The following is a 19,542-nucleotide window of genomic DNA, read 5'->3' on the forward strand; positions in this document are numbered from 1 at the left end:
ATGGTTTGACAGTTTTCTACTTTAGCCCCTCTATCTAACTTCAGGTCAATCACCTTTTCCATTTCCCTTCCGCTTTAAGGAGGCATCGCACTCTTTTTACACGCTCACCTTATCATTATTACGCATATGTAAAAATCATTTTCAAAATGGACGGATTATCATTTTTACTGAAACACCTAAAATGAGCACCAACAAAACGACGAAGCGCGGTAAGCAAACCTTAACTACGCTTATTACGTCACTCCATATACTGAAAATATAAAGGAAACATCCAATGTCGCTTGAAATCAAACCTGGTCAAACTCACATAAAATCAAAAGCAATGGTCGCTTGGGCTGCAGGTGAGCCGCTTAAAATGGAAGAAGTTGATGTACAACTTCCAAAAGCCGGCGAAGTGCTAGTACGCATCGTAGCAACTGGTGTTTGTCACACTGACGCATTCACACTATCAGGTGACGATCCTGAAGGTATCTTCCCTTCAATCCTTGGTCACGAAGGTGGCGGTATCGTTGAAATGGTTGGCGAAGGCGTAACAAGCGTTGAAGTTGGCGACCACGTTATCCCACTTTACACTGCTGAATGTGGTGAGTGTAAGTTCTGTAAATCTGGCAAAACGAACCTATGTCAGGCCGTTCGTGAAACGCAAGGTAAAGGCCTAATGCCAGATGGCACAAGCCGATTCTCTATCAACGGCGAAACTATCTTCCACTACATGGGTTGTTCTACTTTCTCTGAGTACACGGTTCTTCCAGAAATCTCACTAGCGAAAGTAAACAAAGAAGCACCACTTGAAGAAGTTTGTCTTCTAGGTTGTGGCGTAACCACTGGTATGGGTGCGGTATTAAACACAGCTAAAGTTGAAAAAGGCGACACAGTGGCAATCTTTGGTCTCGGCGGTATCGGTCTTTCTGCAATCATCGGTGCTCGCATGGCTGGTGCCAGCCGCATCATCGGTGTAGACATCAACGAAAGCAAATTCGACCTAGCGAAACAACTTGGTGCAACTGACGTAATCAACCCACAAAAATTCGACAAGCCAATTCAAGAAGTGATTGTTGAAATGACAGACGGTGGTGTTGACTACTCATTCGAATGTATCGGTAACGTAAACGTGATGCGCCAAGCACTTGAGTGCTGTCACAAAGGTTGGGGTGAGTCAGTCATCATTGGTGTTGCTGGTGCAGGTCAAGAGATCTCAACTCGTCCATTCCAACTGGTAACTGGTCGTGTATGGCGTGGCAGCGCTTTCGGTGGCGTTAAAGGTCGCTCTGAGCTTCCAGAAATCGTAAACCGTTACATGGCTGGTGAATTCGGCTTACAGGAGTTCATTACCCACACAATGGGATTAGCAGACGTCAACAAAGCGTTTGATCTGATGCATGAAGGTAAGAGCATCCGAACAGTTATCCATATGGATCAATAATGCTGCCTCAGGCTCTCCTTTTGGGGAGCCTGAATTCCTTCTGCTAATTAGAGAGTTTATTCATGACCATTGAAAATGTAAGCCAAGCCAAAGTGTTTGGCGGTTGGCACAAGCAATATACACACGAATCCAATGCCCTAAACTGCACCATGCGCTTCGCGATATTCTTGCCACCTAACGCAACGAAATCAAATCCCGTACCCGCGCTATACTGGCTCTCTGGTTTAACGTGTACCGATGAGAACTTTATGCAGAAAGCGGGCGCATTTCGTATGGCGGCCGAGCTTGGCATTGCGATCATTGCACCAGACACAAGTCCGAGAGGCGAAGGTATCGCTGACGACGAAAGCTATGACCTAGGAAAAGGAGCTGGCTTTTACCTTAATGCGACGCAAGCACCTTGGTCACTGCATTACTGTATGTACGACTATGTGACTGAGGAGTTGCCTGCGATCATCGAAAGTAACTTCCCAGTCTCTGACGTGAAGTCAATTTCCGGTCACAGTATGGGCGGCCACGGAGCGCTCACCATTGGTCTGAAAAGTTCAGAACAGTACCGTTCTATTTCAGCGTTCAGTCCAATCAGTAACCCAATGCAATGCCCTTGGGGACAAAAAGCCTTTACTGCTTACTTAGGCAAGGAGCTTGAAAGCTGGAAGCAATACGATGCAAGTGAACTTCTAAAACAACAACAATCACCATTACCAATTTTGGTTGATCAAGGTGATGCTGATGGCTTCTTAAATGAGCAGCTTAGACCGGAAGCGCTGATTGCTGCGGCAAAAATACACGATTCAAACCTAACCTTGAGAATGCAACCAGGCTATGACCATAGCTATTACTTCATCTCAAGCTTTATTGAAGAGCACCTCAACTTCCATGCAAAATATTTGTTTGCATAGTTAATTTAAGTAAGCTCATGAAATAAAAAATAAAGTCACCAAAACTAGGTGACTTTATTTTCTTTACGTACTAACAAATACATATCTGAATATCGATGATTTAAATATGTAAAATAATGTAACTTAAGAACAAATTCGACGTCCATTTCTCGCCTTATTAAATTCTCATTTCCGACACAGTATCTTTATTAAAAATGAAACAAAGTTGCACTAAAAACCAATTAAATACCGCGAAATCATTACGAAACTCTACCATCATCCCAATACTCTGAGCTTTTAATTAAGAAGCAACTTAATAACCTTGACGTGACGTAAACCGACAGTTATTTTTGAAACATAACGTATTATAAAATCTCATCCGGTTGGCTCTATAATTATAAATAAATTACCGCTAGCACCTTTGTCCTAGCTAAGAAAAAAGAATAAAACTCAAAAGGGCATATGATGAAAAAGATAGTCGCGCTAGGTCTGTTTTTTGTTGCGCCATTCTTGTCTGCAAATACGATCGTATTTAGTAGTAGCCAGCAGCCTAGTGTCATACTGGAACTGGAAGAGATCCAAGCTTTACCTACCACTAGCTACACGATGACATTGCCTTGGCTTCCTGCCTCGTCAGAGTTTTTAGGCGTTAAACTCAGCACGCTTCTTACACACGTCTATGGAAAGGTACCAGAGCAGGTTGATATCAGCAGCTTAAACGACTATCACTCGACATTGTCCCGACAAGATATTCTTCGATATCAACCAATACTGGCTTATCAACAAGATCAGAATTACATAAAAGTCAGGAATAAAGGTCCTTTCTGGGTGATATATCCACTCAATCTCTATCCAGAGCTAAACTACAATAAATATCATGCGCAAATGGTATGGCAAGTAAATGAAATAAAAGAAAAATAATAAGAATGAAGTTATCAGAACCCTATTCTAAGAAACAAAGAATATTGCAATATTCTACCACCAGCAAAATGCTGCTGGTGGTGTTTGCCGTTTCTTTGCTTCTCGCGAATGTCGTGCTTTTACAGCAAACACGTTCACTCTCACAAAATTTTAATAACGAACAAAAACAAGCGACTTGGTTTTTATTCCAACTCTCCAAAGAACTATCAGAACTTGTCGGCGAGGCCAGACGGTTAGATGAAAACGTATTGAATATTGACGGTGCAGAGCTTCAATACGAGTTAGCGTGGAGTCGCTTTGACTTATTGACCAGTAGCACGAAAGCCAATAAGTTCTTTTCTCGGAACAACATGCACCTTTACTTCATTAACCTTTTTGAAGAGTTCAAAGAGCTAGAAAAACAACTAGTAGAAGCTAGAACAGGTGATAGCCAAGCTGCTGCTGCATTTTATCGTTCAACTCAAACACTATATTTAGGCTTAATAGACTTCGTTAATCAAAACTTCCGTCTAAGCAGTAAAGCTTATGAAGCACAAAAAGGTCAAACCCAGCGCTTAATGCAAGCACAATATATGTTGTTTGCGACGTTCGTTTTGTCGATTATCTCTCTAACTTATTTCTTTTATCGTGAATCCCATTTTCATAGAAAATTGGCGCTCAGCGACCCTTTGACGAACCTAGGGAACCGCAATGCACTATTCATTACCCTAAACAAATTTACTCAAGAAAAAAGGCCCTTTTCTCTCTGGATTCTAGATTTAAATGGTTTTAAAGAAGTCAACGACACACACGGACACCAAGTTGGCGACACTGTACTGCGGGAAATCGCTAGGCGGCTTAATTCTATGGCACTCAATGATTTTACTGTTTATCGCATGGGAGGAGATGAGTTCGCGGTTATCCTTGAAGGTGAACATCTCAATGAAGAGAACGTACGTGAGCAGATAAATACCGTCTTTGATGCACAAATATTAAACTCCGATAAAGTCTCAACACTTTCAACAAGCATGGGCTTAGCGCAATACCCTAAAGACAGTGACAATGTTGACTTTCTTATCAGCATAGCGGATAAGCGCATGTACAAAATGAAATTTCAACGTTAAACGGTATATATGATGAGAAAGTTCATGCAAGTACTGCTTCTACTGGCAGTCATTGCGGCAGGTGTGTTGGCTTGGGTATTTATTCCATCGCACGAAACCATCGGGCAAAAAACGCTTGAGCAGGCACTCAACGACGACTACAGCCTCGTTGGACATCGAATCTACTCAACCGATCCGGATGCTGGCAACCGATTCGGCTACTTCGTATTGGCAACGGGCCAGAGCATTGAAGAGCAAGAGCCGTTTTTGGTCACTTCGGATCAGTTTATTCGCATGGAGCAAACGGGTGATAATACCTTGTCTGTGACCATCAATGGCCGTATTTACCATTATCATAACGACTTGTGGGTGCCAAAATCAGACGGGAAATTGCAACACTTTTTAGTCAGCGCAACCGCCAAGTACGTACGCTAAAACGGGAACATTACTACCCCCTCCCACCACACACACAAAAAAACAAAGCCCCGCATACACTGCGGGGCTTTTTACGTGAAGAAGAAAATAACATCGAATAAATGAGCGTTACTTCGCTAACACTTTCTCTTTAATCACTTTGAGTACCCCAGCCTCTTGGTTGCTTGGCGCAGAATAACGAGCAATTTTCTTAATCTCTTCGTGCGCGTTGGCAACCGCGTACGAATGCTCACTGACTTGCAGCATTTCGAGGTCATTGAGGTAATCACCAAACGTCATGGTTTCTGCCGGAGTAAAATTCATCGTCTCTTGAAGATGCTGAATGGCCGCACCTTTAGAGGCCTCGGCATTCATCACATCCAGCCAGATTTTTGCACTCACCACGACTTTATGCGTTGCGCCAAACTTAGCGTTCATGGTCGGAAACAGGAGCTCTTCCGAACCGTCAAAGTGACAAATTGCTACCTTAATAAACTCGTCTTCGACCTCAAGCAAATCCGGCACATATTCACAGCGGTGGTAGTACTTTTGAAATTCTTCCAGCGATTGCTGATCATGCGTTTCGATGTACGCCGAGCGCTTGCCACACAATACGATGTTCGCCCCGTCAATCTCACGAGCCGCTTTCACAATCTCCAACACTTCCGCTTTAGGAATGGTACAACTGTAGAGCTCTTTGTCTTGGTACATCACCAAGGTGCCGTTTTCAGCCACATACAACAGTCTGTCTTTGATTGGCGCGAACGTGTCTCGCAGGCTGTAATACTGACGACCAGACGCAGCGGAGAACAAAATGCCTTGCTCTTCCAGTTGCAAAAACAGATCGAAAAACTCTGGATCCAAACGACCGTACTGGTCAAGCAATGTGCCATCCATATCGGAAGCAATAAATTTGATGCAAACTTGTGACATTAACGAAAACTCTAAATGATGCTGCGAAAATATATCCATGTAAGGTACAGGATCTTGTATGAATCTCAAGTCGGGATGACGACGCTTTTCGCATTCACCAAGGGTGCTGTTTAAAGTAATCTTCACTGTGATCGATGAAAGCTCTCACCGCAGGAGACAAGTGTTTACGTGATGAATACAGCGCATAAATGTTGAGATCATTGGGCTTCCAATCCGGCAACACCGACTCAAGCTGACCCGATTTGAGATAGATATTGCTCAAGTAAGTTGGCAACATCGAAATACCCATGCCTTGTAAAGCGCCATGCAATAACGCCGTGGCCTCATTGCTGGTTAGGCGACACTCAATTCCCACCGATTCGAACTGGTCGCCCTGAGACAAATGCCACACGTGACGCTCAAAGTTTTTGTATCCCAAACAGTCGTGTGAAGATAAATCTCGCGGATGCGCGATCGCGTGGTGAGTTTGTAAATATTGCGGTGATGCTACCAACACCGATTCGCACACCGCAATCGGCTTACCAATCAAAGAAGGATCGGGATCTGACGCAATTCGGATCGCCAGATCGATACGTTGTTCGGTTAGATCACTCACTGAATCTTGCAGATCTATGTCGATATGCACTTTGGGGTGCTTTTGCATAAAACTGTTTACTACGGGGATCAACTGTGAGAATCCAAATGAAGTACTAGACGCAAGACGGATTTTTCCGGACAGCTCACCATCAGCGGCAATGTTCGACGTTAATGTATCGGCCTGTTTTAACCAGCGCTCAATCTGAGGCAAGCTGCGCTCCCCTGCGGTGGTGAGGGACACCTTGCGCGTGGTGCGGTGTAACAAACGAGTTTGCAGCCAGTTCTCCATCGCCTCTACATAACGAGTTACCATTGGCCGAGACATGTCTAACCGTTCTGCGGTCGCGGTAAAACTGCCAGAATACACCACATCTACAAATACTTTTGCTGCCGTTACTCTATCCATATATTTGCTCGAAATAAGAAATAGTGATGCACATTATTGTGTATTTTTCCGAGCGTATCAATTTCCTAATATAGCTCCCGTTCCCAAGCCATCGTCGCTTGGCCCCAAATTCTTTAGGAGCTTATTATGAAAAAATTCACTTTGATTACTGCATCCATTTTAATGGCAAGCCCTGTTCTAGCCTCTCCCCTTACTCTTGAGGTTTACAACGCCGACGGTAACAGCTTCCACGTAAACTCAACCTTGGTATACGGTGAGACTGACGCCATGGTTATCGACACTGGCTTCACCAAAGCTGACGCGATGCGCATTGCCGCTAAAGTGCTGGACTCAGGCAAAACGCTTAAAACCATTTTTATCAGCCAAGCGGACCCAGACTACTACTTTGGCGCAGAGGCCTTACACCAACAGTTCCCTGATGCGCAGATCATCACAACGCCTGCGGTTCAAAAAATTATTAAAGAGAAATTGGCTGGAAAGCTGGCGTACTGGGGACCAAAGCTTGGCGCAAACGCACCGGTAAAACCAGTGATCCCTGTCGCGTACGATAAAGCATCATTGGAGCTAGAAGGTCATAAGATTGAAATTCGTGGTAACCATGGCACATCAGCACACCGCCCTTACCTATGGATTCCAGATAACAAAGCGATTCTAGGTAACGTAGCCGTGTACTCAAACGTACATTTGTGGATGGCAGATGCCGCTGACCAGACCGCCATCAATGCTTGGGAGCAGCAACTTAGCGAGATGCTTGCGCTTAAACCTCAAGTGGTCATTCCTGGTCACATGAAAGCAGGCACAAAGCTGAACGCAGACACCATTCGCTACTCGCAACAATACTTGCAGGATTTTCAGCAAGCGAAAAAACACAGCAATAACAGCGTTCAACTCATTGACACCATGTCTGCGAAATACCCAGAAGCTCAATTGCCAATCGCGCTAGAAATCGGTGCGAAAGTGCATACTGGTGAAATGTCATGGTAACCGTGCATTACTTCTTCGATCCCATGTGTGGTTGGTGCTACGGGGCATCACCACTCATCGAAGCCTTGATGGACACCTCTCAATTTAAGGTAGAGCTTCATCCCGGCGGTATGATTGAGAAACGCGCGATTGAACCTGAATTTCGTCAGCACATCATCAACAGTGACGCTCGTATCGCAACCGAAACCGGAGCAACGTTTGGTGAAGCATATCTGCAACGCGTGAAAAGCGAAGATGCGTTTGTTCTTGATTCTTATCTACCCACACAAGCGATCTTGAGTGCGGAGAAAATGGGGCTGAATCCATGGCACATGCTAAAGGCCATCCAATCTGCGCATTATCAGCTCGGGTTAAAAGTGAATGAAGCATCGACGCTCAAAGCCATTGCAGAATCGCTAGGTTTAACAAGTGATGCGTGGGAGCAAAACATGGCGTTAAGCGAAGCCGAACTAGATGAGAGAATTCGCTCTAGCCGACAATTGATGCGACAGTTACACGTTGGTGGTTATCCAACCCTGATTGCAGAAGTAAATGGCGAGTACTTGACCTTGCCGCACTCGACCTACTACGACAAACCGGCACAGTGGAAGCTTGCATTACAAAAACTGCAATAAGCTCTTCCCCACTCGCTCTTGTTCTTAATCCAAGAGCGAGTGCCAACACCGACATGGCAATCCTGACTCAAACAGGTACAATCCTCGCTCGATTTTTTACTCGCGCGGATACCCACCATGCACTCGCCTGAACATTGTTTTACTCGTTTTACTGCTGATATTTCTGGCTATGAATTGCCAACGCAGTTTACGTTTCCGTTCTACTACACGCCGCATCCTCTTTGCGTTATGGCCGCAAAGCAATTGCAACAGCACTTATTAGCGCAAACCGACTTCGAACACGATTTTGGTTTGGTTAATGAAGAAACGGGGCGAGGCAAAATGTTTGGCGTATTGCTGGTAGAAAACCCTCAAGGCGAACTCGGATTTTTAAGTGCGTTTTCTGGCAAAATTGCTGACCAAAACTTGATTCCAGGGTTTGTCCCTCCTGTGTATGACATGCTGACCGATGAAGGTTTCTTCCGCGCAGAAACGGATGCCATCAACGCCGCCAATGCGGAGTACAAAACCTGTGCCGCGAATCCGGAATTGGCAGATCTTAAAGCGCAAATACAAGCCGACCGAGCCGCTTATCAACAAGAAGAGCAAACACAGCGCCAAGTGATGATTGACGGCCGCGCCGCACGCAAACGACAGCGTCAACAGGGCGAGCAAACACTCAATGCCGATGACCTCAAAATCTTATTGGATGAGTTGGGTAAGCAAAGTGTCGCCGAGAAAAACGTTCTCAAATACTTAAAGCAAGCGTGGGATGAAAAGCTTGCAATCAAAGAAGCGCGCTTGGCTGAGTTAGAGCAGCAACTTGCTCACCTGAAAGAGCAGCGCAAAACGCTCTCCAACGCTTTGCAGCACAAATTGCATAAACAATACCGCTTTCTAAACAACCATGGCAAAACACGCGACTTGGTGGACATTTTTGCGGACACCACAAACCCAGTTCCACCAGCAGGTGCGGGGGAATGTGCTGCGCCAAAACTGCTTCAATACGCGTTTAAACACGGATTCAAACCGCTGGCGCTGGCAGAATTTTGGTGGGGTGTGTCGCCAAAGTCTGAAGTTCGCCAACACAAAAAATTCTACCCATCGTGCAACAGCAAATGTCAGCCGATTTTGGGCCATATGATGCAAGGGCTGGATGTCGAACCTAATCCATTGGCGGAGAATTGGGCAGAAGACAAAGAACTAGAGATAATCTACCAAGACGACGCTATGGTCGTCGTCAACAAGCCCTCGGGCTTACTTTCAGTGCCTGGTAAAACTATCAAGGACTCTGCTTATACGCGCCTACAAGCGATGTACCCTGATGTGGAAGGGCCGTTTGTGATTCATCGTCTCGACATGGCGACCTCTGGCATTTTGGTGCTTGCCTTAACTAAGCGCGCGAACAAAAGTCTGCAAAAACAGTTTATGGCTCGCGGCGTACAAAAACGTTATATGGCACTGCTCGAAGGCGTATTAAACGAGCCTGAAGGGGAAATTTCACTGCCAATGCGTGGTGACCCAGACGACCGCCCACGTCAACTGGTGTGTTTTGAACACGGGAAACATGCAGAAACCTACTGGCAACTGATTGAAGTCAAAGATGGGCGCAGCAAGGTATACATGTATCCGAAAACCGGGCGTACTCACCAACTACGTGTACACAGTGCTCATCACATGGGGTTAAACATGCCGATGGTTGGTGATGGTTTATACGGCGAAAAAGCCAACCGCTTACACCTGCATGCTGAGATGCTAGAGCTGGATCATCCATACAGCAAAGAGCGCATGGTGTTCAAAGCTGAGTGCGAATTCTAACGTCTTCCCGATTTTAAATAACAAAAAGGCACTGACTATCAGTGCCTTTTTTGTTTTCTAACAACAGAATAAGCGTGATGCGCAATACCGAAAACCGTTAGCTCACCTTAAACTTGGTCCACACCTGAGAGCGCCAACGTCTTGCCATGATGATACCACGTACCCATTCATCGAGTGCGATTGCCATCCAAGCCCCTAAAACGCCATAACCCAAGTGGATGCCAAAGATGTAAGAGAAAAGCACGCCTAATCCCCACATACTCAAAATCCCCATTTGCACTGGGAACTTGATGTCACCCGCGCCTTTGAGCCCCGCGATAAAAATCAGGTTAAACACACGTCCAGCTTCGAGCAAAATTGAGCCCATGACTAACGAACTTGCCAATGCGAGTATTTCCGGTTGATCGGTAAATACGCGTAGAATCTCTTCTCTAAACAGGTAAATCAGTGTGGTTGCCGCCGTTGATGCCACAAATCCCACTAAGAAGTAGATTTGTACGCGTTTTAAAATGCTACTCACCCAACCTTTACCGATGTAGTAACCGGTCTGAATTTGCGCAGCCTGACCAATTGCCAGCGCGAAAGCAAACGAGAAACGGGCAATGTTTTGCGCATAAGTGAAAGCCGCCAACGATGCCGTCCCCATTTGCACCACAAAGTATACAATGCAGATTTGCGCCACGTTGTAAGACAGCACCTCACCCGCGTTCATGCCGCCGATTTTTAAGATCTTTTTGTAAATCTCTGCCGGTACTTGTTTCATAGTCGACATTGGTAGTTCAATGCTACTGCGAGCGAGAATAAACCATAACATTAACGTACCGATGACTTGGCTGACGACGGTTGCTATTGCTACACCTTGCACACCATACACAGGTAAACCGAATGGCTGGTAAAGCGCAATATAGTTACCAATGATGTTGAACACACCCGAGATCAAATTCACCACCATTGGGGAACGTGAATAGCCATGACTACGCAGAATAGTTGTAAAAACAACGCCAATCGTAACGTTAAACGTCATCGCACCACTTATCAGCAGATATTCATGAGCGTACTGCTCAACTTGCGCTTCCAAGCCGTAATACGGGAGTAGATATATCGCACCAAGCACGGCAATCACACTCAATAGCACACCGACGAGCACAGACAACGCAATACTCGCAACACCAACGCTCACTGACTCTTGCTCGCGTCCAGCGCCATTGTATTGGGCAATCAAAATCCCCGTACCGCTACTGACAAACGTCGAAACGATGATTAAAAAGAAGGTAATCTGCGTGATCACACCAACAGCGGATACGGCTTTGTCTGAGTAGCCACTCAGCATGAACACGTCACTGGTTCCTAAAGCCGTCCGTAGCAAAATTTCGACAAGAATTGGCCAAGCTAATGCCACGATGGACATTCGTTGGTTGATGTTTTGGCTTTTAGGCATGCTTGTAACCTTTCCTACAACTAAAAACTGCCTCACAATATTTGTGAAGCAGTTTAAAAATAGTGACTCGAACGAAGCTCGATATGAGGTTGTGATTTAGCGCGGATTCTAGTCGCATATTGGTCATAACGACAACAATATTTCGCCCTGTTTCGGAAAAATATTTCTAATGCATTTTCGAAACGACATATGCCTTGACGATACGTAGAGCAGAGATTGGTGAACAATACTCTCAATCAACGAGCACCGAACAGAATCAGGATAATCAATAGAAATATCTCCAACTAGATACATTACCTTGAGTTATCAGTCCAACCATATAGAGCCATGAAGAACCGTCATGAAAACCTGCATGCGCCACCATTCCTCTTTGAACACTCGCACCAAATCACACTGATGGCTTTGCACTAAAAATGACTGATATCACATTTGGAAACTTTGTTGTTCTATTTATCGCGAAAATACCGCCTAGAATAAGCGTACACGTTAATTAAGCAAGGATACGTAATGTCGACATTGGCTGGGGCGCGCTTAGAAGAAATGGCGGACATCCGCTCAACAAGAAAAAAGAAAATTGTCTTTTTATGCTCCAGTATCGCCGCTGCCTGTTTAACTTATGGTTCTATTGCTCAATCACTTGAGAATAACTGGGGTTTAAGCTTTTTCCATGCTTTGTGTGCCTTGGCATGCTTAGCAATCAGTTATGTAATAAAAGTCCAGCGGCACCATCAATACGCCGACTTATGGCTAAGTGCTGTCTTAATGTTCGAAGGGTTATTGTTACTTCTGTATAACGACGCTCCGTCAGGCAAAATGTTATGGCTATATCCTATTGTCGCCACTCTGGTATTAATTAATGAGTTTAAGGTCGGTCTGTTGTTCAGTGGCACCTACATTTTACTGATCTTTTTTGGGGTCGCTTTTTTAGATCGACTGCCAACAGCCACAGAAATCATAGAGCGGAGATTGATGCTGACCCTGATAGCGACCGCGTTTGTGTGTCACACGTTCTCGTATTACTACACGAAAGTCCTCAATTACATTCAAACACTGTATCGTGAGGGGATTGAGGAGTTAGCATATTTTGACCAGCTCACTGGGCTTGCCAATCGCTGGAGCTTTGAGACTTGGGCGCGCGCAAAGCTCGATGAAATCAAGCACTCATCTGATGACAGCATCACCGCATTGGTCTTTCTCGATATCGATAACTTCAAGCACATCAACGACACCTACGGGCACGATATTGGTGACCAAGTACTTCAAGCCTTCGCAACTCGATTAAAAAATAACATTCGCAACAAAGACAGAAAAACCGATAAACACGACTACTCCATCGCTCGATTTGCGGGCGACGAGTTTGTAATCATGCTTTACGATGTAAAAAGTAAAGATGACCTCGACAGCATCCTAAAACGGATCGTGAATCTGTTTCCGACAGGTTACCGAAGCTACGATATGATTAACGAGTTAACGATGAGTGTAGGTGCTGCTATCTATAAGCAAGATGCAAAGGATTTGTCTGAATTGACTCGATGTGCAGATAAAGCAATGTACGCAGCTAAACATACTGGTAAAAACCAGTACGCCTTTTATGAGCACTGCAATACGGAGGAACAGTCAACATCTGATGCACCAGCGGTACCAGAAGCTTGCTAATGACTAAGCGAACACATGCATCACCCAAAGCCCCACAACGAGGAATACGATTAACCACACTACTTGCAACGTTCTGTTCGGCTTGTCTTGCTGACGAGTGGGGTGATCTTTAAACGCACGGCCCTTCATTTTGCCCATTAAGCTCTTTCCTAGAGCACGTCGATAAAATTCACGTCTCTTATGAGCGGCATTGGCAACTTCGGTAAAGCGCTGTCTTTGCTCATTGGTGAGATCTTTGTCCTCGTAACGAGGAGGGAGATCAGAATGCTTGCGTTGTACTGCCATCACTTCCTCCCTGGTCGATGGGTACATTTTTATTAAGTATATACCCAAATAACCAAAAAGATGCGTTATAAGTGAAGCACATAGACGAAAAAACCACCCGAAGGTGGTTTTATGACGAGCAACAAATGAACGCTAGAAGTACTCACATAAATACGCAGTCGCTTCTTTCACTTGAAGCTCAAATGAAGAATTACCTTCCACTTCAAAAAACTCACCACTTTGATAAGTCGTCCAATCGCTCTCGCCAACACGCTTGACCACAAGCGCACCTTTTACAACCGTCATACGCTCTGGTGCTTGAGTACCAAACGTGTACTCACCAGGAAGCATCACACCAACGCTAACATCCTGATCTTTCTGGTTAAAGCCCAGTGATTTTACACTACCAGCAAAATAGCTATTTTCCTTAATATTCATTATTGGTTTCCTTATCAAAAGTCCGCTCTTTTTTACCTTGTTTCTTTCCGTTACTCAAGCTTTGAAAGCCATTAAACTCAACGTAATAACGCACATCCTTTGCTACTGAGCGAGAACCTCTTTTCACGAGGATTAATCAGGCGACCTAAACCGAGCAAGAAAAACTGCGAAGTAATGAATGTGAGCAAACAACAAAACCATCAATAAGATGTGTATCTGAATGTAAAAGTGGACATTAGATCATAGTTTCGTCGTCTCAATGGCGGGATTGTTTGTTTTTAAAAAGGAAGGTTTCCACCATGTTAAAAAAGTGGAGAAAATTAGATCTATGACGGACTCGACTCGCCGAAGGCGAAAAGCACGACAAGAACCAAAACTTTCATTTTTGGCTCGCCACCAATCCAAAATCCTCAAGAGTACATTTGTCTGCTTCGGGATGGGTCTGTTGACGTTTTTTGGCTATCAAATCCACCTCTCCTATCAAGACCACATTGATCCGGAAAAGGTGTACGGCGAATGGATTGAGATTGGCGCGCCACCCTACCAAACAGAACGTCTCGTTTTCACTGAAGATGGGGTATACCGAAACCATCGACTTATTACGACGGAATTTGAATTCGATGGCAAGGTCATCACGTTGAATACCGGATTAGGAAAGACCGCGTATCAGATCTCAGGCTCTCATCTTTCACCTCAAATACGCCGTATTGAGCCTCTTATTCCAGATCAGCGATTCATTCGTAAAGGATTTGAGCATACCGTTCAGGGCTCAGAAACCGGCGCAGCCTCTAAACGTCGTGCCGCGTTGAGTGAACACTTCAGCCGTGACTAGTATGTCTTCACGGCTATTTTTCCTTTCAATTCTCTTTCTATATCAATGAAACAAAGCCTTAATAAACAACAAAATAAGGCCTTCATCGCATTTAACTAACTCGTTACTGAGTAAACAATAATTTTAGTTTCTGCTGAGATTTTATAAATTATTGACTCAGTCTGACACTTTCTGTGTAACAGAGTGCGAGTTTTAGTTAAGTTCTCTCAAGTGCCTCGAAAACCGTCTTAATTTTTTTTGACGAAAAAAAACTCTCTGAAATGCTGAGTGTGATGCTTTTGCACGTGGAGTAAATCCAATCATCTTATCTGGTGCAAGAGCAGCCTATGTTCTAGGTAGAACATGAATCCAAGGATTGAGAGAGAAGTTATGATTCGATTTAACCTATGTGCAGCTGGAGTTGCTTTAGCGCTATCAGGTGCTGCAGTTGCGGCTCCAACCGCACCAAGTGTCGATATGTACGGTTCCAACAACCTTCAGTTTTCTAAAATTGAACTCGCGATGGAAACCACGTCAGGCTACTACGACATGGTGAAATACCATGAGCAAGCGAAGATCACTGTTAAATTTAACCAGTGGAGTGGCACACCTGGTGACACTTACAACGTCTATTTTGATGGTGTAAAAGTAGCAAGCGGCCCTATCACTGGTAGCCAAACAACAGCTTCGTTTGAATACGGCCAAGGTGGCTTATACCAAATGGAAATCGAAGCATGTGATGCGACAGGTTGTGCGAAAAGCGCACCAGCTGAAATCACAATTGCAGATACCGATGGTTCTCACCTGAAGCCACTAACGATGAATGTTGATCCAAACAACAAAACCTACAATACCGATCCAAGCGTCGTGATGGGTACGTATTTTGTTGAATGGGGCATCTATGGCCGTGACTACACCGTCGATAATATGCCGGTCGACAACTTGACTCACATCCTTTACGGTTTTATCCCAATTTGTGGCCCAAATGAGTCTGTGAAGTCTGTTGGCGGCAACAGTTTCAACGCGCTACAAACTGCTTGTACAGGTGTGCCTGATTATGAAGTCGTTATCCATGACCCTTGGGCTGCTTATCAGAAGAGCTTCCCACAAGCTGGTCATGAATACAGCACGCCTATCAAGGGTAACTACGCAATGCTAATGGCATTGAAACAACGTAACCCTGATCTAAAAATCATCCCATCGATCGGTGGTTGGACACTGTCTGACCCATTCTTCGATTTCGTGGACAAGAAAAACCGTGACACATTCGTCGCATCAGTTAAGAAGTTCCTGAAAACTTGGAAATTCTACGACGGTGTTGATATCGACTGGGAATTCCCTGGCGGCGGCGGTGCAGCAGCCGATAAGGGCGACCCTGTAAACGATGGCCCAGCATACATCGCACTGATGCGTGAACTGCGCGTAATGCTTGATGAATTAGAAGCTGAGACAGGCCGTACTTACGAGCTAACGTCCGCTATCGGTGTCGGTTACGACAAGATTGAAGACGTAGACTACGCAGATGCAGTTCAGTACATGGATTACATCTTCGCAATGACTTACGACTTCTACGGCGGTTGGAATAACGTTCCTGGTCACCAGACTGCGCTTTACTGTGGTTCATTCATGCGTCCTGGTCAGTGTGACGGTAGTGGCGTTGATGAGAACGGCGAACCGTACAAAGGTCCTGCTTACACAGCAGATAACGGCATCCAACTTCTTCTTGCTCAAGGCGTTCCTGCGAACAAGCTAGTACTAGGTACAGCAATGTACGGTCGTGGCTGGGAAGGCGTAACTCCAGATACGCTAACCGATCCAAACGACCCAATGACAGGTACTGCTACAGGTAAACTGAAGGGCAGCACAGCACAAGGTGTTTGGGAAGATGGCGTAATTGACTACAAAGGCATTAAGTCATTCATGTTAGGTGCAAACAACACTGGCATTAACGGCTTCGAGTACGGCTACGATGCACAAGCAGAAGCACCATGGGTATGGAACCGTACTACGGGCGAGTTGATCACATTTGATGACCACCGTTCAGTGCTAGCAAAAGGTAGCTACGCGAAGTCTCTTGGTCTTGCTGGTCTATTCTCTTGGGAAATTGACGCGGATAACGGTGACATTCTAAACGCGATGCACGAAGGTATGGCTGGTGGTGTGGTTCCTCAACCAAACCGTAAGCCAACCGCAGCCGCTGGCGCAGATCAATCGGTAACAGGTCCTGCAAATGTGATTCTAGATGGCAGCCTGTCAAAAGACTCTGACGGCACCATCGCAAGCTACGCTTGGGAACAAGTATCTGGCACAGCAGTGGTACTAACAGGTGCAAACTCAGCGAAAGCAAGCTTTGATGCAGCAGAAGTTACTGTTGAAGAGCAATTAACTTTCAAGCTGACGGTGTCTGATAACGAAGGTGCAACGGCATCTGACCTCGTTGTAGTAACAGTGAAACCAGCAGGTGTTGTTGACCCAGTGAACAACGCACCAGTAGCGCAAGTTGTTGCTCCAGCAACAGCAAACGCTGGTGACGTTGTGGTTGTAGATGCATCTGCGTCTAGCGATGCAGACAACGATACCCTGACATTCAACTGGACTCTACCTCAAGGTCTGAATGCAACGGTTGAAGGCTCTAAAGTCACGTTCACTGCTGCGGAATACCCGCAAGACACAAGCTTAAGCTTCACTGTAAGTGTGAGCGACGGTAAAGCGTCTTCATCGGCAAGCGCGACAGTGGTTGTTGCACAGCACACAACCGATCCGAACCCTGGTAATTGTGACAACGCATGGGATGCGAGCGCAGTGTACACAGGTGGTAACCAAGTGACTCACGCAGGTAAAACGTGGGAAGCGAAATGGTGGACTCAGGGTGACGATCCTAGCCAATCTGGCGAATGGGGCGTTTGGAAAGAAGTTGGCGTAGCTAACTGTAACTAATTTCAGCCTTGCAGACTTTCTGCTAAATAAACAAAGGACAGCTTCGGCTGTCCTTTTTGGATTTAACCTCTTAACGAGAAGAGCAACACCAGAGACGAAAAAATCTGAGGTGTTACTTTCAAATCGAATTAGCGCAAAACGAAGCGAGTCAATCAGTAAAAGTAAGGGTTACCAAGCACTATCGAGCAAACGGTCAAAACTACTGAAGACTTGCTCACACTTCATCACTCGACCATGCCCCTGACCTTGTGTTGTCACTAACTCAACGTTTTTAATCTCTTCAGCCGCTTTTGCCGAGACACTGTATTTGGTGAACTTGTCTTGCTCATCATGAATAATAATGGTGTGAGACGGACGCTCAGACAAACGCTTCATCGGATCAATGGACTGTAACGGATAACCAAATTGGTCTTCAACTTCTGAAACCACAGCATTAAAAAGCTTCATCGAGTAACCGGAACGTGCAATGCTACCGAATAAGTTCTCTACGTAATTTAATACCGGAGCAATAAGCAGCAAAGGCTTGTTTTCTAATTTGCTGTGCCTACACTCAAGAGCAGAAGCGGTGCCCATGCTGTGCCCAACTAGGCCAACAATATCCTCGACCGTATCCAACACATCTTCTAATCCTCTGACAAACCCCGGAATGTGCCCATACTTCCCCTCACTCTCACCATGTGCCGGGTGATCGTACGCCAAAGCAGTAAACCCTTTCGACGCAATATGTTCCATCAGTGGATAAAACTGACTTGCCGTGCCAGACCAACCATGAGTTAGCACCCAAATAGGTCCAGAGCCCAAAGTATAGGTTTTGATGATGCCTGCATGCCCTTTAATTTCACCTTTGATAAGCCCTTGAGGTTCAATATTTTTAGGTTGCGTACGAGCAGGTGTCAGAAGAAGCTTGCGCGCGGTCTTCTTTGCATGTGACGGGGCCAGTGTATGGTGTAACCGAGTACTCATGTTCACCAAACTGCGCTTAATACTGAAACGTTGCGATGTATTAAAGTAAATTTTTTCACTCATAATCATGTCCTTAACTATCAGCTTTGCACAAAATAGAACGGTCGTGCTTTTTATACTGATAAGAAAGAGCGAACTCAGCCGCTCTTTGTGATTTTATGTCTACGAATCAGGGAAGCGAATAACCGATATTAGCCTTTCCAGCGAGAAAATAAGTTGTCGATCCCTTGCCAAAACAGACGCAAGCTTTCTTGCTCACCTTTAATTGAGTAAAAAACATGCGCACTCAAATAGAGACCGTACAAATCAAACGTTGCTTGGCGTGTATCTAAGTCTGCTGCAAATTCTTGCTTCTCTTTGCCTTTCGTTATTTGGATCTCCAAATAGCTCAGCCAAGTGTCTATGGATTTACGCAGTCCGGCCTGAAGCGGGCAATCTTTATCTGCCGTATCATTCCAAGCGTCAAGAAACATACAACTTCCTTGGAATGCGTGATTCCAAGTCATCCAAGAGTCGAGCAACCCTCGAATTTTACGCTCGATATTGCCATCCCCGAGTTCTCGAGCAGGCTCAATAACCCGATCAGCGAACACTTTATTGGCGTGATCAAGCACCGATAGCTGTAAATTCAACTTCGAATTAAAGTGGGCAAACAGACCACTTTTCGACATACCGCATTGCTTGGCTAACTCTCCAATCGTAAGACTTTCTAATCCGTCTTCGCTGGCGATCTCAAAAGCCCGCTGCAGAATAAACTCTTTTGTCACTTTTCCTTTTTGCATAATCTTATTTTTAGCACGATCGTTCTTTTTTGCAATCTAGAGTTAACTGGTCTAACCATTATTCAGTGCTATTTTCGACTCACGAATCAGGTATTGATTGCGTTAATAGGTTAATAATTAAGAAGTTTGAAGTAAGTCTTAATTTTCGAAACAGCTTCAATGTAAGCGCAAGTCTGTTGACTTTTTCACGTATTACTTCAACAACAACCTGCTATTTTCACC

At 45.1% G+C, this 19,542-nt stretch carries 18 protein-coding genes; 11 read left to right on the plus strand and 7 right to left on the minus strand.

All coding sequences use genetic code 11. The features are described 5' to 3' along the window. Positions 1-274: 274 nt before the first annotated feature. The 5 genes from R7093_RS05540 (at position 275) to R7093_RS05560 (ending at position 4,742) form a co-directional block, all read left to right on the plus strand. Entirely contained in the window at positions 275-1,423 is a 1,149-nt protein-coding gene (locus R7093_RS05540) for an S-(hydroxymethyl)glutathione dehydrogenase/class III alcohol dehydrogenase (protein ID WP_017633834.1), read from the plus strand. Between the two features lie 62 nt (positions 1,424-1,485). Continuing rightward, a complete protein-coding gene (gene fghA, locus R7093_RS05545) occupies positions 1,486-2,325 on the plus strand; it encodes an S-formylglutathione hydrolase (protein WP_318146549.1) in 840 nt (279 codons plus the stop codon). A gap of 444 nt (positions 2,326-2,769) precedes the next feature. Next, the gene (locus R7093_RS05550) at positions 2,770-3,225 is read left to right on the plus strand and encodes a hypothetical protein (RefSeq protein WP_005374384.1); all 456 of its coding nucleotides are present in this window, start codon (positions 2,770-2,772) and stop codon (positions 3,223-3,225) included. A 5-nt stretch (positions 3,226-3,230) separates the two neighbouring features. Continuing rightward, positions 3,231-4,328 (plus strand): GGDEF domain-containing protein, encoded by a 1,098-nt coding sequence (locus tag R7093_RS05555; RefSeq protein WP_005383270.1) that lies wholly within the window; start codon positions 3,231-3,233, stop codon positions 4,326-4,328. Positions 4,329-4,352: 24 nt separating this feature from the next. Then, positions 4,353-4,742 carry a hypothetical protein gene (locus R7093_RS05560; protein WP_017633832.1) on the plus strand — a complete coding sequence of 130 codons (390 nt, stop codon included), beginning with the start codon at positions 4,353-4,355 and terminating at the stop codon, positions 4,740-4,742. Between the two features lie 108 nt (positions 4,743-4,850). Here R7093_RS05560 and R7093_RS05565 read toward each other — a convergent pair whose 3' ends face one another. Continuing rightward, entirely contained in the window at positions 4,851-5,654 is an 804-nt protein-coding gene (locus R7093_RS05565; RefSeq protein ID WP_042522338.1) for a Cof-type HAD-IIB family hydrolase, read from the minus strand. 94 nt (positions 5,655-5,748) lie between these two features. After that, positions 5,749-6,636, minus strand: a complete 888-nt coding sequence (locus R7093_RS05570) for a LysR family transcriptional regulator (RefSeq protein ID WP_005383264.1) — start codon at positions 6,634-6,636, stop codon at positions 5,749-5,751. A gap of 126 nt (positions 6,637-6,762) precedes the next feature. Between R7093_RS05570 and R7093_RS05575 the strand changes: the two genes are divergently transcribed. The 3 genes from R7093_RS05575 (at position 6,763) to R7093_RS05585 (ending at position 10,031) form a co-directional block, all read left to right on the plus strand. Next, positions 6,763-7,620, plus strand: a complete 858-nt coding sequence (locus R7093_RS05575) for an MBL fold metallo-hydrolase (protein ID WP_186585544.1) — start codon at positions 6,763-6,765, stop codon at positions 7,618-7,620. Further along, the gene (locus R7093_RS05580; RefSeq protein WP_047102496.1) at positions 7,614-8,234 is read left to right on the plus strand and encodes a DsbA family protein; all 621 of its coding nucleotides are present in this window, start codon (positions 7,614-7,616) and stop codon (positions 8,232-8,234) included. Before R7093_RS05575 ends, R7093_RS05580 begins: the two co-directional genes overlap by 7 nt. 117 nt (positions 8,235-8,351) lie before the next feature. Then, positions 8,352-10,031 (plus strand): RluA family pseudouridine synthase, encoded by a 1,680-nt coding sequence (locus R7093_RS05585; RefSeq protein ID WP_047102495.1) that lies wholly within the window; start codon positions 8,352-8,354, stop codon positions 10,029-10,031. 97 nt (positions 10,032-10,128) lie between these two features. On the opposite strand, the gene R7093_RS05590 is transcribed toward R7093_RS05585, so the two are convergent. After that, positions 10,129-11,469: an MATE family efflux transporter gene (locus tag R7093_RS05590; RefSeq protein ID WP_017633826.1), complete on the minus strand. Its 1,341-nt coding sequence runs from the start codon at positions 11,467-11,469 to the stop codon at positions 10,129-10,131. Between the two features lie 507 nt (positions 11,470-11,976). Here R7093_RS05590 and R7093_RS05595 point away from each other — a divergent pair. Next, positions 11,977-13,125, plus strand: coding sequence for a GGDEF domain-containing protein (locus tag R7093_RS05595; RefSeq protein WP_025768745.1), 1,149 nt, complete (start codon positions 11,977-11,979; stop codon positions 13,123-13,125). 3 nt (positions 13,126-13,128) lie between these two features. Here the strand turns inward: R7093_RS05595 and R7093_RS05600 are convergent, their stop codons facing one another. Together R7093_RS05600 and R7093_RS05605 are read right to left on the minus strand one after the other, a co-directional pair. Further along, positions 13,129-13,410 carry a hypothetical protein gene (locus R7093_RS05600; RefSeq protein ID WP_005374405.1) on the minus strand — a complete coding sequence of 94 codons (282 nt, stop codon included), beginning with the start codon at positions 13,408-13,410 and terminating at the stop codon, positions 13,129-13,131. A 132-nt stretch (positions 13,411-13,542) separates the two neighbouring features. Beyond that, entirely contained in the window at positions 13,543-13,827 is a 285-nt protein-coding gene (locus tag R7093_RS05605) for a pyrimidine/purine nucleoside phosphorylase (RefSeq protein ID WP_005383244.1), read from the minus strand. A 328-nt stretch (positions 13,828-14,155) separates the two neighbouring features. On the opposite strand from R7093_RS05605, the gene R7093_RS05610 reads away from it, so the two are divergent. Both R7093_RS05610 and R7093_RS05615 read left to right on the plus strand, forming a co-directional pair. Then, the gene (locus R7093_RS05610; RefSeq protein WP_005374408.1) at positions 14,156-14,659 is read left to right on the plus strand and encodes a DUF2850 domain-containing protein; all 504 of its coding nucleotides are present in this window, start codon (positions 14,156-14,158) and stop codon (positions 14,657-14,659) included. 369 nt (positions 14,660-15,028) lie between these two features. Further along, a complete protein-coding gene (locus R7093_RS05615; RefSeq protein WP_318146550.1) occupies positions 15,029-17,575 on the plus strand; it encodes a glycosyl hydrolase family 18 protein in 2,547 nt (848 codons plus the stop codon). A gap of 168 nt (positions 17,576-17,743) precedes the next feature. Here the strand turns inward: R7093_RS05615 and R7093_RS05620 are convergent, their stop codons facing one another. Then, complete coding sequence (locus R7093_RS05620; protein WP_047102493.1) at positions 17,744-18,601, minus strand: alpha/beta hydrolase; 858 nt, start codon at positions 18,599-18,601, stop codon at positions 17,744-17,746. Positions 18,602-18,729: 128 nt separating this feature from the next. Beyond that, positions 18,730-19,320, minus strand: coding sequence for a TetR/AcrR family transcriptional regulator (locus R7093_RS05625; RefSeq protein ID WP_047102492.1), 591 nt, complete (start codon positions 19,318-19,320; stop codon positions 18,730-18,732). Positions 19,321-19,542: the final 222 nt, after the last annotated feature.

The sequence above is a fragment of the Vibrio sp. 1580 genome (genome assembly GCF_033340055.1).

Bases quoted from the DNA above. Each gene is read 5' to 3' on its own strand.
- R7093_RS05610 (WP_005374408.1), top strand. From the start codon at position 14,156: ATGACGGACTCGACTCGCCGAAGGCGAAAAGCACGACAAGAACCAAAA.
- R7093_RS05575 (WP_186585544.1), top strand. From the start codon at position 6,763: ATGAAAAAATTCACTTTGATTACTGCATCCATTTTAATGGCAAGCCCT.
- R7093_RS05580 (WP_047102496.1), top strand. From the start codon at position 7,614: ATGGTAACCGTGCATTACTTCTTCGATCCCATGTGTGGTTGGTGCTAC.
- R7093_RS05570 (WP_005383264.1), bottom strand. From the start codon at position 6,636: ATGGATAGAGTAACGGCAGCAAAAGTATTTGTAGATGTGGTGTATTCT.
- R7093_RS05595 (WP_025768745.1), top strand. From the start codon at position 11,977: ATGTCGACATTGGCTGGGGCGCGCTTAGAAGAAATGGCGGACATCCGC.
- fghA (WP_318146549.1), top strand. From the start codon at position 1,486: ATGACCATTGAAAATGTAAGCCAAGCCAAAGTGTTTGGCGGTTGGCAC.
- R7093_RS05585 (WP_047102495.1), top strand. From the start codon at position 8,352: ATGCACTCGCCTGAACATTGTTTTACTCGTTTTACTGCTGATATTTCT.
- R7093_RS05550 (WP_005374384.1), top strand. From the start codon at position 2,770: ATGAAAAAGATAGTCGCGCTAGGTCTGTTTTTTGTTGCGCCATTCTTG.
- R7093_RS05620 (WP_047102493.1), bottom strand. From the start codon at position 18,601: ATGAGTGAAAAAATTTACTTTAATACATCGCAACGTTTCAGTATTAAG.
- R7093_RS05605 (WP_005383244.1), bottom strand. From the start codon at position 13,827: ATGAATATTAAGGAAAATAGCTATTTTGCTGGTAGTGTAAAATCACTG.
- R7093_RS05560 (WP_017633832.1), top strand. From the start codon at position 4,353: ATGCAAGTACTGCTTCTACTGGCAGTCATTGCGGCAGGTGTGTTGGCT.
- R7093_RS05590 (WP_017633826.1), bottom strand. From the start codon at position 11,469: ATGCCTAAAAGCCAAAACATCAACCAACGAATGTCCATCGTGGCATTA.
- R7093_RS05540 (WP_017633834.1), top strand. From the start codon at position 275: ATGTCGCTTGAAATCAAACCTGGTCAAACTCACATAAAATCAAAAGCA.
- R7093_RS05600 (WP_005374405.1), bottom strand. From the start codon at position 13,410: ATGGCAGTACAACGCAAGCATTCTGATCTCCCTCCTCGTTACGAGGAC.
- R7093_RS05625 (WP_047102492.1), bottom strand. From the start codon at position 19,320: ATGCAAAAAGGAAAAGTGACAAAAGAGTTTATTCTGCAGCGGGCTTTT.
- R7093_RS05615 (WP_318146550.1), top strand. From the start codon at position 15,029: ATGATTCGATTTAACCTATGTGCAGCTGGAGTTGCTTTAGCGCTATCA.
- R7093_RS05565 (WP_042522338.1), bottom strand. From the start codon at position 5,654: ATGTCACAAGTTTGCATCAAATTTATTGCTTCCGATATGGATGGCACA.
- R7093_RS05555 (WP_005383270.1), top strand. From the start codon at position 3,231: ATGAAGTTATCAGAACCCTATTCTAAGAAACAAAGAATATTGCAATAT.